Source organism: Paenibacillus taihuensis (assembly GCF_003386535.1).
Taxonomy (GTDB): domain Bacteria; phylum Bacillota; class Bacilli; order Paenibacillales; family Paenibacillaceae; genus Paenibacillus_Z; species Paenibacillus_Z taihuensis.
The window spans coordinates 1-13575 of record NZ_QTTN01000007.1; the positions used below are offsets into that span (position 1 = coordinate 1).

At 49.7% G+C, this 13575-nt stretch carries 14 protein-coding genes and 1 pseudogene; 2 read left to right on the forward strand and 13 right to left on the reverse strand.

The features are described from left to right. Window positions 1-338 precede the first annotated feature (338 nt). The 5 genes and pseudogenes from A8990_RS07600 to A8990_RS07620 all read right to left on the reverse strand — a co-directional run bounded on the left by A8990_RS07600 (window position 339) and on the right by A8990_RS07620 (window position 3928). The gene (locus A8990_RS07600; RefSeq protein ID WP_181909474.1) at window positions 339-770 is read right to left on the reverse strand and encodes an NPCBM/NEW2 domain-containing protein; all 432 of its coding nucleotides are present in this window, start codon (window positions 768-770) and stop codon (window positions 339-341) included. Continuing rightward, window positions 709-1431 carry a PKD domain-containing protein gene (locus A8990_RS07605; protein WP_116188426.1) on the reverse strand — a complete coding sequence of 241 codons (723 nt, stop codon included), beginning with the start codon at window positions 1429-1431 and terminating at the stop codon, window positions 709-711. Before A8990_RS07605 ends, A8990_RS07600 begins: the two co-directional genes overlap by 62 nt. A gap of 66 nt (window positions 1432-1497) precedes the next feature. Then, entirely contained in the window at window positions 1498-1782 is a 285-nt protein-coding gene (locus A8990_RS07610) for a glycosyl hydrolase family 28-related protein (protein WP_116188427.1), read from the reverse strand. Between the two features lie 232 nt (window positions 1783-2014). Next, a complete protein-coding gene (locus A8990_RS07615) occupies window positions 2015-2962 on the reverse strand; it encodes an aminoglycoside phosphotransferase family protein (RefSeq protein ID WP_116188428.1) in 948 nt (315 codons plus the stop codon). A 135-nt stretch (window positions 2963-3097) separates the two neighbouring features. Further along, window positions 3098-3928: pseudogene (locus tag A8990_RS07620) on the reverse strand (SDR family oxidoreductase). A gap of 93 nt (window positions 3929-4021) precedes the next feature. Between A8990_RS07620 and A8990_RS07625 the strand changes: the two are divergent. Next, entirely contained in the window at window positions 4022-4435 is a 414-nt protein-coding gene (locus A8990_RS07625) for a MerR family transcriptional regulator (RefSeq protein WP_116188429.1), read from the forward strand. A 26-nt stretch (window positions 4436-4461) separates the two neighbouring features. On the opposite strand, the gene A8990_RS32005 is transcribed toward A8990_RS07625, so the two are convergent. The 8 genes from A8990_RS32005 to A8990_RS07660 form a co-directional block, all read right to left on the reverse strand. Then, window positions 4462-4854 (reverse strand): N-acetylmuramoyl-L-alanine amidase family protein, encoded by a 393-nt coding sequence (locus A8990_RS32005; protein ID WP_245995887.1) that lies wholly within the window; start codon window positions 4852-4854, stop codon window positions 4462-4464. Between the two features lie 52 nt (window positions 4855-4906). Then, a complete protein-coding gene (locus A8990_RS32010; protein ID WP_245995888.1) occupies window positions 4907-5161 on the reverse strand; it encodes a hypothetical protein in 255 nt (84 codons plus the stop codon). Window positions 5162-5315: 154 nt separating this feature from the next. Next, complete coding sequence (locus A8990_RS07635) at window positions 5316-7121, reverse strand: sensor histidine kinase (RefSeq protein ID WP_116188430.1); 1806 nt, start codon at window positions 7119-7121, stop codon at window positions 5316-5318. Further along, complete coding sequence (locus tag A8990_RS07640) at window positions 7118-7801, reverse strand: response regulator transcription factor (RefSeq protein ID WP_116188431.1); 684 nt, start codon at window positions 7799-7801, stop codon at window positions 7118-7120. The genes A8990_RS07635 and A8990_RS07640 overlap by 4 nt, the downstream gene beginning before the upstream one ends. Window positions 7802-7851: 50 nt before the next feature. After that, window positions 7852-9102: a sensor histidine kinase gene (locus tag A8990_RS07645; RefSeq protein WP_116188432.1), complete on the reverse strand. Its 1251-nt coding sequence runs from the start codon at window positions 9100-9102 to the stop codon at window positions 7852-7854. 24 nt (window positions 9103-9126) lie between these two features. After that, on the reverse strand, window positions 9127-9828 hold the full coding sequence (locus A8990_RS07650) for a response regulator transcription factor (protein ID WP_116188433.1): 702 nt from the start codon (window positions 9826-9828) through the stop codon (window positions 9127-9129). 70 nt (window positions 9829-9898) lie between these two features. Beyond that, window positions 9899-11128, reverse strand: a complete 1230-nt coding sequence (locus A8990_RS07655) for a DHHW family protein (protein ID WP_116188434.1) — start codon at window positions 11126-11128, stop codon at window positions 9899-9901. 15 nt (window positions 11129-11143) lie between these two features. Beyond that, entirely contained in the window at window positions 11144-12553 is a 1410-nt protein-coding gene (locus tag A8990_RS07660) for an MBOAT family O-acyltransferase (RefSeq protein ID WP_245995889.1), read from the reverse strand. A gap of 203 nt (window positions 12554-12756) precedes the next feature. On the opposite strand from A8990_RS07660, the gene A8990_RS07665 reads away from it, so the two are divergent. Further along, window positions 12757-13284: a DinB family protein gene (locus A8990_RS07665; RefSeq protein WP_425463889.1), complete on the forward strand. Its 528-nt coding sequence runs from the start codon at window positions 12757-12759 to the stop codon at window positions 13282-13284. The last annotated feature ends 291 nt before the right edge of the window (window positions 13285-13575 follow it).

The following is a 13575-nucleotide window of genomic DNA, read 5'->3' on the forward strand; positions in this document are numbered from 1 at the left end:
TTTTTTTTCCCCTCCCGCAGACCTCCCCAGATAAGAACGTCATCTTTCTGCCCGCAACCACTGGAGTTTACAAAGGTAGCCTTTGGCGACTTGGGATTTCGTCATGTGTTGGTGACTCATCCGACTAACCCTGCCTCGAATCCAGTTCGTGTACCTTGGCTCGTGCATTTGCCTTAAGCTTCCTTCAGATTCCGCCTCGCGGCGGACACCCTTGCTCTTGGCTAACGGTAGGCGTTCGCCAGCCCCCGTTCGGGACTTTCACCCTAGAGATGACGCCCATGCTGGGCGTACAACGAAAGAAGGGCAGCCACATTCCACTGTGGCTGCCCTTCTTCATTCTATTCGCCGCTCGGATAGATAATCCGCGCACCTCCCCAATCCGCATGATCCCAATCGTTGCCGTTGCCGCCATTCTTGACGACTAGCTTAAGCTCATTGACGCCGGAGATGTCCAGATCAATGTCCGGTGTCGTCGACGTCGCATTCAAGACGCCGCTGTCGAACGCCTTCAAGGAAGGCGGAGCAAGTACCGCATTCACTTCGTTGCTCGCTTCGGAACGATTGCCCGCCGCATCGAGTGCTTTCACGGTGAATTTGCGCGCCGTGCCTGGAATAAGGCCAGTTACTGCGAATGAGGTTGCGGATACGCCGGAAGTCGAACCAGCCAAGACACCATTCCGGTACACTTCGTAACCGGTCACCGCCTTATTATCTGTGGACGCCGTCCAGGTCAGATTCGCGCTCGTGCCCGTTACAGCTGCAATCGTCAAATCCGAAGGTGCCGTTGGCGCTTGCGAATCCGGAAGCTCCGTCGTTACGGCTATCGGCTGAAGTATTCTCCGCAGCGTCTCTTGCACGCAGCGTAATACTGTAGGTCGTTGCTGCCGTAAGTCCCGTGAGCGTGAAAGACGTTTCGCCAGGAGCAGTCGAGCATGCAAGCTGTCCGTCTTCATAGACATCGTAGCTGACGACACCGACATTGTCGGATACGGGGCTCCACGTCAGATCAATTGTCTCATCGGTCTGCGAAGACGATGATAAATTCGAAGGAACTGTCGGCTTCTTCGTATCTGGCAGTCCTGGACTTACGAGAATGAGCTTTTCCTTCACATTCGAACGTCCTTCATTATCCCATACGACAAGCATGACTCGGTAAATGCCAGCTTTATCATACACATAAGTAGGTTTGGAGGATGAGCTCGGAAGTCCCGCGCCGAAATCCCACAGATACGATGCGATCGAACCGTTATCTGTCGACTTGCTTACGAATGTCACTGGTTCACCTACACGAACGAGTTGAGAATTCGTAAAGTCAGCGACAGGCTTCGGATTCGTAAACCCGCGCGGCGTCGGCTGCGTATTGTCCCCGTTACGGAAGACGAGATTGCCGGACCATTCCAGATGCTGCGCATCCGCAGGATACGGGTCCATCGTCACATCCTTGTTCCCACTGTTCGGTGTCGCTAGAGCCTGCCCCTTGAAGCTGCATGCCCCACATCACCATATTTTTGATGACATTGTAGCATTCACCGTGCCGGCGAGATAATACGTGCCTTTCGGCAGAAGTACCGTATCCCCTGGCGAAGCCGCGTCAACCGCAGCTTGGATGGCAGCTCTGTCGTCCAAGCTGCCCGAACCGTTCGCCCCGTAATTGACAACGGAAATCGTCGCCGAAGCAACTGGTCCTGCATGGGCTGCTCCTGTCAACGGACCGACCGACATCACCATAATTGCCGACAAGAACGTACTCGTTACCGATTTCTGGAATGACTTCACTTTCATGCTTCACAATTCATCTCCTTCATATAGGAAATTTGCATATTGGCACTACCTCGTGCTCTTCTCCATGCTAGCTCGAACTGTAAAAAAGTGGATCGTGTACAATAGCCGAAAATGACCTATAGAGCCGAAAGGAGAGCTTATACATTTTTCGAAATTCTGTACAATCTTGTAAATAACGCAAAAAACGTCCCTGTCCGATGGCGATCAGACAAGAGGCCGCTTCCGCTTCACACTATTCATGTATCACTGCTTCCACAACTTGTTTCGCAATAGACGCGAACGACTCAATACGTTCTGGACACCGATCAATTGCCCATCTGAGGTTATCGAAAGCTCTCAAGAGGAGCAGCTGTCTTGTGGTAACAAGGTCTTCTTCGCTCAACCCGTAACCGTCTAGAAACGCGTTGAACTCGTCTTCATTCGGGCTTTCTACAATCCCGAGCATGTGGTACATCAGCACTTGAGCAATTGTCGCATGGGGAACGACGTCTACTTCGGCATTGCCCCAATCAATCACGCTGACTAGGCCAGCCTCACCTACGATCGTGTTCTTAATCGAGAGATCGCCGTGATTTAAGCCGAAGCGGAAGCTTCTACCCTTCAATCTCTCGAACAGCTCTCTAACAAGCTGCGATTGCTTCCATGTGAGAACGCCAAGCTTGATAAGCGGATCGTGCTCCGTCAGACTGTTGATATTATGCTGCACGAATCCCAGCCAACTGCCGTCTGATCCAGCATGTGGAGGAGATAGAAACTGACCGTGGTCTGGCTCAGCCAAATTTCTTCCGAATCCGCTTGCCCCAATCGTATGCATCCGTGGCGCGTATTCACCCAGCATCCTCCAAACCTCGCTCCTTGGAGCGGAACTGTCCATCCCGTTATCGCCGTGAATATACTCTAGAATCATATAGGCTGAATCATTGGCAATCCCGATAGACAGCACCTCTGGTCCGGGAATTCCCGCTGTGATCGCTTGCTCGATGCACCATTTTTCTTTGATATAGCTTGGGTAGGAGGCTTGATCATTCATGCGGACAACGACTTTACGCTGCTCTGTTCCGACGACGCAAACCTGATTATCAATCCCTTTGTCAACGATCCGGTAGGAATGAGTAATCGCTTGCTCTGGTAGAAAATCTGCTGCGATTCGTTCTGCTTGTGCAACTACGGTGTCAGTCATTCGTTATAATCCCTCTCTTCTATTCTCTCTTGTACTATACTATCTTCTTATACACGCTCATAGCGAAAGATTAATCCACGAGCATGGTTCAAATCGTGCATGCAAAAAATCCGCGGATTTACTGACTTTTCTTCGTTATTTGTTAAAGTAATGTCCCTGCTCGAGGTCTGCGATAAGTCCTTGCTGCACCGGTTTCCAGCCAAGCAGCTCCTTCGTCTGGGCGTTCGATCTTGGCATATCGAGCGAAGCGACCATCCCTAGGAATCCGAATGCAGCTTGTGCTTCATCCTGTGATATGCTGACAACCGGAACGTTCAAGTGACGACCAATAACATCAGCAATTTCACGGAATGGAACGCCCTCATCATCCGTGCCATCCAGACGTGAGCCAGCTGGCGCAGATTCAACTGCATAGCGGAACAACGTCGCCGCATCGAGGCGATGAATCGCCGGCCAACGGTTCATGCCGTCTCCAATGTAGGCGGAAGCGCCTTTCTCGCGGGCGATGCGGATCAAAGTCGGCACAAACCCTTTACCCCCCTAACCGTGAACGGAAGGCGCAAGGGAAACAATCATTGACCGCACGCCGCGCGCGATTGATGCGAGGGCTGCTTCTTCCGATGCTTGTCCATTCGCATGAGCTGTAATGACAAGAGGTTTCCCGGAACCTTCAAGTCCCTCACCCATTGCCTCGATTGCGCGTAGATCGGTTGCGAGCGAACCGGCGAAATTCGAGAAATCGTGATTAAACGCCAGATGAATGACGCCGTCCGATGAGGCTGAGCTGCTGCGAAGAAGATCCAGATCTTCCAGAACGCCTTGCTGAACCTCTGCCCCTAAGCGTTCCAATAATTCGGCTCCTTTGTCCGAACGGGTAAGACCAACCACCCGATGACCTGCTTGAATGAGTTCTTTGACGACAGCCGAACCAATATAGCCAGCTGCTCCAGTTACGAATATGCGCATCCTAATTCCTCCTTAGCATTTGACGAACCCTACCATTCAATTCTAAACTATGAAGTGAACTCTAAGGCAAGCATGCAAAAAGGAGCTGTTGACATGAAAATTCAGGAACTTGCAGATAAGATGGGCTTAACCGCTCACACCATTCGTTTTTATGAGAAAGAAGGTCTGCTCGACGGCAGGCATATTCAGCGTGAGAAAAATAATTATCGCAACTATTCGGACGAGGCCATCGAGCGGTTGAAGCTCATAAAGAAATTCCAAGGCATCGGCTGCTCGCTCGCAGAACTCAAGACGATACTGCAGGATCATGATACGAATACGCGGACCAATCAAGAAGTAATGGAATGGATTGGTCAGAAAATTGATGAGATCGAGCGCAAGAAAGCAGAATATGACCATATGCTTGTTACGCTTCATTGGATGCTGGAGTACAGGAAAGCGCTGATTGATGATCCGGACAAAGCTGAAGCGATGATGGCGCAGTTTAGAGCCTTAAGCGCAGAATAACTAGATGGACGAAATTCGCCTTCGTCTCACAACTGCTTGAAATACATCACAATGCCTTTCGTAATTGACGTCGATACTTGCTCTTGAAACGATTTCGTCTTCATTCTTGTTTCTTCCCTATCATTCGAGATGTATCCGAGCTCAAGTAGAATAGCTGGCTTCATATTCTCGCGAATGACATGATAATCGCCAATTTGAACGCCGCGGACCTTCGTTCGGATGTTCGATTCGAACAGCTGGTCATGAATGATCTGTGCCATCAGCTCGTCCTGTGATTTGTTGTAATACGTTGTCATGCCGTATACATCATTCGTTTGAAACGCATCATAGTGAATGCTTATGAATAAATCTGCTTGCTCTGTCTGCGCGAGTTCTGTTCTGGCTTGCAAAGAGATCTTCGTATCATCTTGGCGAGTCATGGCGACAGTTGCACCTTGCTGGATTAGTTCTGTCTCAGGATAAGTGCCGTGCTTAGTGTGACGTCTTTCTCGTAAGTCCCTTGACTTCCGATGGACCGACGTCCTTGCCGCCATGCCCCGGATCAAGTACGATTGTTTTGCCTGCTAAAGGCGAGTTCACCTCGTTGATAGATTTATCCGTGCTTGATAGATTCGTTAATGCGACTGAGCTTCTTTCCTTCGCTCCATCCGATTGAATATGGAAGTAGAATGATGACAGTACGACTCCGATAGCGGCAATAGCAATATAGTAGGATGTTTTTTTCATAGGACGATTGTATGAGCTGCGAATAAAGAAGAAATAGATGCGAGATCAAGTTGATATAAAGATTGCATGCATAACAAAAAAACCGCTTGCCAACGATGAGTGAAATTTCCACCATGTTGGCAAACGGCTCAGCACATCTAGCTCGAACTGCTCGCTATCTTCCTTTATTCAAGCAAAAATAAAACGCAACGCCATCCTCCGTATTGTACGCCCCATACTCTGCCCCATGCAGCTCCAATATATTTTTGGAGATTGCGAGGCCAAGACCCGTTCCCCCATCGGCCCGCTGTCTGGACCGGTCGCCCCGATAGAAGCGATCCCATACTTTCGCAATCTGGTCTTCCGGAATATGCGCGCCTTTATTCTCGACACAGACGATGATGCGCTCACCTTTCTCTGTCTCAGTGACGATAATCTCATGCTGCTCTGGCGTATAACGGATCGCATTCGTCATGAAGTTCGTGATGACTTGCTCGATCCGGTGTTGATTGGCGCAAGCTTCAGCCATAGCTAATTGCAGGCGTAACCGCAATTGTTTGGCCCCCAACTCGTGCATGAGCCCACTGCAGATGTGCTCGATCGCTTTGTCCAGTCGGAACGTATCCATCGGCATGTTGTACGTACCCGATTCGTATTTCGCCAGCTCCAGCATATCGACGATGAGCAGATCCATGCGATCCACTTCCTGCTCCATCGCTGCGAAGTAATGCTCCTTCTTATGCGCGGCAACGCCGTCCTTCAGGATGGAGATGCAGCTCTTCATGACGCTCAGCGGCGTCTTCAGTTCATGCGAGACACCTGAAATGAACTCTTTTCGCGTCGATTCCAGCTGCTTCTCCTTCTCGATATCCTCCTGCAGCTTGCTGATGTAGGTGTGCAGCTTAGCTGAGAGCTGATTGATATTGCTCGAGAGGTCGCCAATCTCATCTTTCGCCCGGACGGGAATCGATTCCGAGAAATCCAGATTCGCCATCTTCTGCGTCGTCTGATTGATGCGCAGCAGAGGACGAGCGAGTTGCAAGGAATAATACAATGATGCGATCAGGATCAATACAAACACGAATAGGACGATATAGACGTAATAATCCTTCACCATCTGCACGGCTTCGTCCACTGGCTGCAGCGAGGTCATTGCGAATAGGTAATTTATCGACCCGCTGTCCGATTGTACCGGCAATGTGAACAGCTTGTATTTAACGTTGTTCTGCTCATAATCCTGAATAAGAAGCGAATTGGTTGGCTGGAAATCGCTAAACAACAGCTTCGCTTGGAAGGCGTTGACCTGCTCCAGGAATAGCTTATTCGAGTAGATAAGCTCGGATGCGTTTCCTTCTTTAGGGAGATGGACATCCGTGACGGTCCCGAACAATTCGATTATTGGCCATTTATCGCTCTGCAGCTTGGGCTTTCCCTGGTACTTCAGTCGATCTCCATCGAACGCTTGGCGCATGAAGGCCTGATTGGAATATAGAATCTCCCCCGACTGACGATGCAGCGAAATCGGCGTAAACGCGGTACTGCTCTTGATTCCTGTGAAGAATAGACCAGCTTGACGCAGGGTCGACAAGTCGTTAGCAGCTGCATCATCCATGCTGATCAAGTGGTACAGAGGCACCTGGTATCGAAGTTTCTCCTCTTCTTCTGACGTCGGCTTGAGTAATTTGAATTCGAGGTAGAAATCGTTCTCATACTTCAAGTTGCCGTCATGGTCCAGAATCGTGATCGATGTATTATTATTCCGGTAAAACTCCTGTTCCAGCGACTGTATAGCATGTGCGTTTCCAGCGGACTCCTGGTAAGCCTTCTTGAACACTTCGAGCTTCGTCTTCAAATCATTCACTTTTCGGTTTGCATAATAGTCTTTGAAAAATATCGTCTGCCCGATGTAGATGGCTGCCAAGATGAGCGTGCATAACGCCGCGGTGAGCAGGAACAGCTTCGGCACTATTCCGATTCTCATGGATGCGCCTCGAATTTATAGCCTGTCCGAACAACCGTGACGATCATCGCGGCTTTATCGCCGAGCTTCGTACGCAAGTTTCGGATATGGGTATTTATCGTGCGATCGTCGCCAACGTACTCAAAGCCCCATATCTTCGTAATTAACTGCTCGCGCGTAATGACAATGCCTTGATTCTGCATGAGATAAGTTAAGATTTCGAACTCTGTATGCGTAAGATTGACCGGAGCTCCATCCATCGTGACGGATCGCGATGGCAGATGAGCTCGAATGCCATTCATCGTTATAGCATCCTCTAGCTGAACCGTCTTGCCGATTCGGCTGCGGCTGTCCAGGAGGCGCTTCGCTCTTGCGAGAAGAACAGGCGGACTATATGGCTTCGTTACATAATCGTCGGCACCAAGCTCGAATCCAAGCAGCGTGTCGTCTTCATCGACCCGTGCTGTCAGCATAATGATCGGGACATCGGATTGTTTGCGGATTCGGCGGCATACGGACCATCCATCCAATTCCGGCAGCATGATGTCCAGTACAATCAGGTCCACTTGATGCTCATCGAAACTGCTATGGGCAGCTTTGCCATCCGAGGCTTCAAGTACGTTATAGCCTTCGTTCAGGAAGTAATCTTTAATAATCTCTCGGAGTATTTCTTCATCTTCTACGATTAATATCGTCTTCATGACTATGCTCCCGTTCACAGGTATTCATTGATCAGTATAACCTTCGCTGATCAAGACGATGTCGAGAGCAAGTGAAGATCAGATGAAGATCCGAGCGGGAATCGCGCTTCGAATACCGTTTGCCACATGTCGCTCATCGCTGTAATTCGTCCGCCATGAGCTTCAATGATGCTCTTGACGATGGCAAGTCCAAGGCCTGTTCCGCCTGTGACTTTGGAACGTGATTGCTCGACCCGATAGAATCGGTCGAATACGAACGGCAGATCGCTATGCGGAATGGGCTCACCGAAATTGACGAAACGAACGATCGCCTCGCCTTCTTCTTCGCCAATAGCAATGACGACTTCCTTGCCTTCAGCGCCGTAGCGGATCGAATTGGAGAGCAAATTCTCGAAGCTGCGCACGAGCAAATCTCCGTCCGCCCACACGATAACCCGCTCCACCTTCGCCGTAATTCGAATATTGACACCAGCATGCTCCGCAGCCGGAACGAACTCCTCTGCCAGCTGACGGAGGAACCCGACCAAGTCCAGTTGAGCCGGACGGATCGGGTAGCCGTTGTTCACGCGCGTATATTCGAAGAGATCATCGATCAGCTTCTTCAAGCTCTGCGCTTTCTCGTAAGCGATGTTGACATAATGGCGCAGCTCCGTTTCGTCTCGATACCGGTCTTCCTCAATGACTTCGAGGAACCCGAGAATCGAGGTGAGCGGCGTTCTTAAATCATGAGACACGCCGGTAATGAGATCGTTCTTTGACTTCTCGGCGTTTCGCTCTTCCTCGATGGATCGGCTTAGACGGGCAGCCATTTTATTAATGCTATCCGCCACGTCGGCAAGCTCACCGTCTCGCACCGGGATCGGACGGTCGAACTGTCCCTCGGCTATTTTGTCCAAGCCCTCCCGGATCTCCTCCAAATACAATCTGAGCTCGGAAGCCATCCCGTTAATGCCAGCGGCAACCGCTCCCAGCTCGTCCGCAGCTTTCACTGGCAGCGCTACATCGAGCTGCCCGCTCCCGATCTCTTGCAGCGCGACCTCGATTTCCTTCAAGTAACGAGTCAAACCGCGCGAGAACAGGAAGAACATAACGACAAATACGATAATACCTGCAGTGATCATGACAGGGTACGAACCGATATGATTAACGATCCATGGCAGCGGCCAGAAGAGCAGATTATAGATAAGCAGCCATTGGAGCAGCTGCCGGCACAAGTAAACCAGTACCAATGAAGCGACCGCGCTTTGCAGCAGAAGAAGCAAGAGCTTCACGCGCAGCGAGTAGAACCTTTTCCAATCCATCCGAATCCCTCCAGGCAATCGCTCTCAGCTGCTCTCCATCTTGTAGCCGATTCCCCAGACCGTCTTGATATAGCGAGGACTTCGGGGATCACGCTCGATCTTCTCACGAAGCTTGCGGATATGAACCATGACCGTATTTTTCGATTCCATATAAGGTTCTTTCCACACTTCTTCGTATATTTTATCCATACTGAGCACAATATCCTTATTCACTGCAAGCAGATGGAGAATCGCGAACTCGCGCGGCGTCAGCTTCACTTCCTTCTGTTCTACAGTGACCGTATGCGTCGCCACATTAATGACCAGATCTTCAATGACGATTTCGTCCTTACTGACATCAGTACGCTTGTTGAATCGGTTGTAACGGCGAAGCTGAGATTTCACACGTGCCATCAGTTCCAGTGGATTGAACGGTTTGGTGACGTAATCGTCGGCTCCGATACTTAGCCCAGCGATCTTATCGATGTCTTGGCTTTTCGCGGACAGCATAATGATTGGCATATCTCTCTCTTCGCGTATTCGCATACACGCCTCGATGCCGTCAAGCCTGGGCATCATGACATCAAGGATGATCAGATCCACCTCGTTATTTCCTAGCAGCTCAAGAGCCTCAAGTCCGTCGGACGCCTTCAGCAGCTCATAGCCTTCGTTCTTCAAGTAGATTTCCATGAGCTTCAAAATTTCTTTCTCGTCATCGACGATGAGGATCGTTTCTTTCGCAGACATAAGTTCCTCCTGGCACCAATAAACAGTTACTTCCAGCTTTCACTATACCATTCAACGCTTGCGGTGCAAATCATGCTTTCTTGCCCGACATGCCCAAATTCGTATTCAGTAACTGCGCCCAACTCGTTGTCCGCGCTGCAGTCGAGCTGTTCAGGAACAGGACATCCGTAATTTTCTTATTTTTCACGAAGGCCGCAAGGTTCCCCTTATAGGTGCGAGGATCAATGATATCAATCTCCTCGAAGTGCGGGATTAGGAACGGGATAAATGCATTCGCATAAGAATCTTTAACCACGACTAATCGCTTCCCATTCTCGTTGCCGGACAAGATTTCACCTTGCGGGAAATCTCCCCCGAGAAACACCGCGTAGTACCCATTGCCTGCCGTTGCATAATGTGGATCGACAACCTGGCGGCTTGCGCTCTTCTTCGCACCGATTGTATACGTATATCCACCATCCGGCACATAGTAGGTTATTGTATCTGGATGCGACTTCAGGCTGCTGCTAAGTGTCGCCTTATAGCTAGAGCCTAAGAATCCTGTAATCGTTCCTTTCTTATAATTGCTAAGCGAATGCGGCTTCTCTCCAATCGTTTTCATCAATTGCGTGTAGGCATAATAAGCGCCTAGTGCTGTCCAATGGTGATCGGTGCGGAAATAGATGTACTCCGAACGGTGCTGTTCCAGTGCCGAGTAGGCGTCTATCCCCGTGACTCCTTTGGCCAACTGTTTGTAAATCGCGTTGAAAGCATCCTTTTGCGAATCAGACATGTCTCGGTACTTCGAATCATCAAGGAAAGCTGCTGCCGATGGGGCGAGCATGGAGTATACGCGCACATTCGCATTAATCGATGCCTTGAACGTGTTGATGGCTGTCGCATACTGTTTGCCTGCCTCGGCGGAATAGTTGAACAATGTAACGGCTTGGTTGTTCATGATCAGATACTTCACTTTATCCGAGCCTGTGACGGAACTGCTTGCGGTGTTATCCCCTCGTTCGAGGATGCTGACGCCGTTCTTCTCAGGCAGCCCCTTCAGTCCTTTCAATTCCGCACCTGCTTGTACTAGTGAAGAACGGAACACGAAGTTGTCCGAGAAGTAACTTTCTAACTCGCGGGCATACTCGCCCTTGAACAGTTTGTTCCAAGTAAACGTCGGTGTTTGCGCCAAGTTACGCTGCTCCAGTTCAGATAACCCTGCCGAATGAGTGCCAAGCAGATTAAATGCGCCCAGTCCGAATAGGATGAGCAAGAACGACACTGCATTGAGTAGGATAAATGATTTCTTATTAAGTTTCATAGCTGTGGTCTCCTATTAAAATCTGTAGTACAAGAATGGGTTATAGGTACTTCCGACCAGCAACACCGTAGCAATGGCGAGTACGGCAGCATTCCCGATGATTGCTGCCCCGTTCTCGAGCTGCGGGAAGCTGCGAGCGAGTCGCGCTAATACGTTCTTCGCGAGCGGTGTGCAAGCGATAATGGCGATGACGAACAACAGCAGATTCTCTTTGAAATAGATCCATAGTTCCTGGTTCGCCCACTCGCGTCCATACAGTCCGAACATCGTTAACATTGCCTTCGCAGCACTCTTCAGATCGGTAAAATAGAACCACACCCAGCCAATCAGCATCACTGCCGTTGCATACAGATGTGCGAAGAACGCCGGCAGCTTATCGAGCCATGTTCCGAGGAACTGCCGCTCGATATAGATGAGGAATCCGAAATAGAGCCCCCATATGATAAAGTTCCAGCTCGCTCCATGCCAGAAGCCAGTCAGGAACCAGACGACGAACAGATTGCGCACCATATGCTTGCGGTTGCCGCCGAGCGGAATGTACACATAATCGCGGAAGAATCCGCCGAGCGACATATTCCAGCGCCGCCAGAAGTCTCCAGCGGATTTCGAGACGTAGGGGTAATTGAAATTCTCTCGCAGCTCGAACCCGAACATTTTGCCAATACCGATCGCCATATCGGAGTAACCGGAGAAATCAAAGTAAATCTGCAGCGCGAATAGGCAAACGCCGAACCAGATGCCTAGAACCGTTGCGTCTGCAGAACCAGGCTGTAACAGCTGAGAAACGGGTTCCCCCAGCAGGTTGGCGAAGATCACTTTCTTACCGAGACCAATTACGAATCGGGTGACGCCTTCGCTGAAGCTTGCGAGTGATACTTGCGGCTGTTCAATCTGCTCTTCAATGTCACGGTAGCGAATGATCGGACCTGCCACCAAATGCGGGAAGAACGATACGTAGAAGAGGATGTTCTTAGGCGTTGCAGGCGCGGGAATCGTTCCTTTGTACACATCTGTCAAATAACAGATGATCTCAAACGTGAAGAATGATACGCCGATTGGTAGCGCAATATGGGGCTCGGCAAGCTGGAACGGCAGCACGGCATTCAAGTTGTCTACGAGGAAGCTTACATACTTGAAGAAGCCTAAGATGCCGATGTTAACGGCGATCGCCGCGATATACAGCGCTTTGGCCAACCAGGTCCCTCGTGACTTGGCTATTCCAAGCGCGAACAGGTAGCCTGTTAAGGCAGCGGATAACAGGAGTACGACCCAAACGGGTTCACCCCATGCATAGAACAAGAAAGAAAATCCGATCAGCAGCCAGACGCGGAACGCCGGTTTGCGACACACATAATAGAGAACTAGTAAAGCAGGCAGAAACAAATACAGGAAGAACAAGCTGGAAAAGACCATAATAGTTCGCATAACTCCTCTCAATCTTCATCTGAAAAGGAGTGTACCAGCCAAAACTTAACGGGCTTGTGCCGGAAAGCTTAACAAATTCTTATCGTTTGTTTAGGATTTGATGAGGAAAGCTGCAAATAGAAAAAAGCCGCGATTTGCGCGGCTTTTGGATGGTATGATAGGAAAGAGTTTCAGGCAAAGGTTCTATACGTTCGCTGAGGAGAGTGAGGAAATTGGAAAAAAAAGCATTAATCGTATCTTCATTTGCAGGATATGCAGATGACATTGGCCGCTTTCTTTGGTGCTTAGAAGATGTTCGCACCAAGCTTCTCACTGAATTAACAGGTATCAGCCAAGCAAGTTTAGATCGCAGATTAGGCGAGAGACAATCAATCGGATCCCTTCTGTATCACATTGCATTAATCGAAGCAGATTGGTTGTATGTAGACCTGCTCGGTACCGAATGGGATCCAGAAATCAGCTCCTTATTTCCGGTCGACAATAAAACCGAAGATCAGTTATCTCATTTCGAAGGCGAAAGTTTAGAACAGCATATGTACCGACTTGCTAAGGTGCGTGAGCAACTTCTCTCCCACTTCCGTTCCATGGACCTGAATCAATGGCGGAAACCGAGAGTTCTTGAAAATTATGAAGTAACACCGGAATGGGTTGTATACCATTTGATCGAACATGAGTCGAATCACAGGGGGCAAATTTTCCAGTCACTTCGGGAACTGCGTATTGAATCATAGTAGTACTTGATGTGCTAGCTAAGCATCATCTTAGCCGATCCGCCGAGCCACGTGGAGAACAACGCCCCAGTGTCGGCGGACCGACTTGTCTGGACGACGATTTAGACGATCTCGGATTTCATGGAAGAGCTTCTCACGCTTCCAGTCCTCCATAAGGATATGCCCGGAGAACGTCTCGAGAAGCTTGATATATGCTTCAGCATCATAAATCAGTTCCCAATCGAAATGCGCGCTTGCTGATAAATACTCGCAGCTTGTTCGAATGACTCGCGCAACAGTTGGTTATCATTA

Excerpts from the sequence above, each read along its gene's own strand:
- A8990_RS07645 (WP_116188432.1), bottom strand. The coding sequence starts at position 9,102 with ATGGATTGGAAAAGGTTCTACTCGCTGCGCGTGAAGCTCTTGCTTCTT.
- A8990_RS07660 (WP_245995889.1), bottom strand. The coding sequence starts at position 12,553 with ATGCGAACTATTATGGTCTTTTCCAGCTTGTTCTTCCTGTATTTGTTT.
- A8990_RS07650 (WP_116188433.1), bottom strand. The coding sequence starts at position 9,828 with ATGTCTGCGAAAGAAACGATCCTCATCGTCGATGACGAGAAAGAAATT.
- A8990_RS07655 (WP_116188434.1), bottom strand. The coding sequence starts at position 11,128 with ATGAAACTTAATAAGAAATCATTTATCCTACTCAATGCAGTGTCGTTC.
- A8990_RS07625 (WP_116188429.1), top strand. The coding sequence starts at position 4,022 with ATGAAAATTCAGGAACTTGCAGATAAGATGGGCTTAACCGCTCACACC.
- A8990_RS32005 (WP_245995887.1), bottom strand. The coding sequence starts at position 4,854 with ATGACTCGCCAAGATGATACGAAGATCTCTTTGCAAGCCAGAACAGAA.
- A8990_RS07605 (WP_116188426.1), bottom strand. The coding sequence starts at position 1,431 with ATGGACCCGTATCCTGCGGATGCGCAGCATCTGGAATGGTCCGGCAAT.
- A8990_RS07640 (WP_116188431.1), bottom strand. The coding sequence starts at position 7,801 with ATGAAGACGATATTAATCGTAGAAGATGAAGAAATACTCCGAGAGATT.
- A8990_RS07615 (WP_116188428.1), bottom strand. The coding sequence starts at position 2,962 with ATGACTGACACCGTAGTTGCACAAGCAGAACGAATCGCAGCAGATTTT.
- A8990_RS32010 (WP_245995888.1), bottom strand. The coding sequence starts at position 5,161 with ATGAAAAAAACATCCTACTATATTGCTATTGCCGCTATCGGAGTCGTA.
- A8990_RS07635 (WP_116188430.1), bottom strand. The coding sequence starts at position 7,121 with ATGAGAATCGGAATAGTGCCGAAGCTGTTCCTGCTCACCGCGGCGTTA.
- A8990_RS07610 (WP_116188427.1), bottom strand. The coding sequence starts at position 1,782 with ATGAAAGTGAAGTCATTCCAGAAATCGGTAACGAGTACGTTCTTGTCG.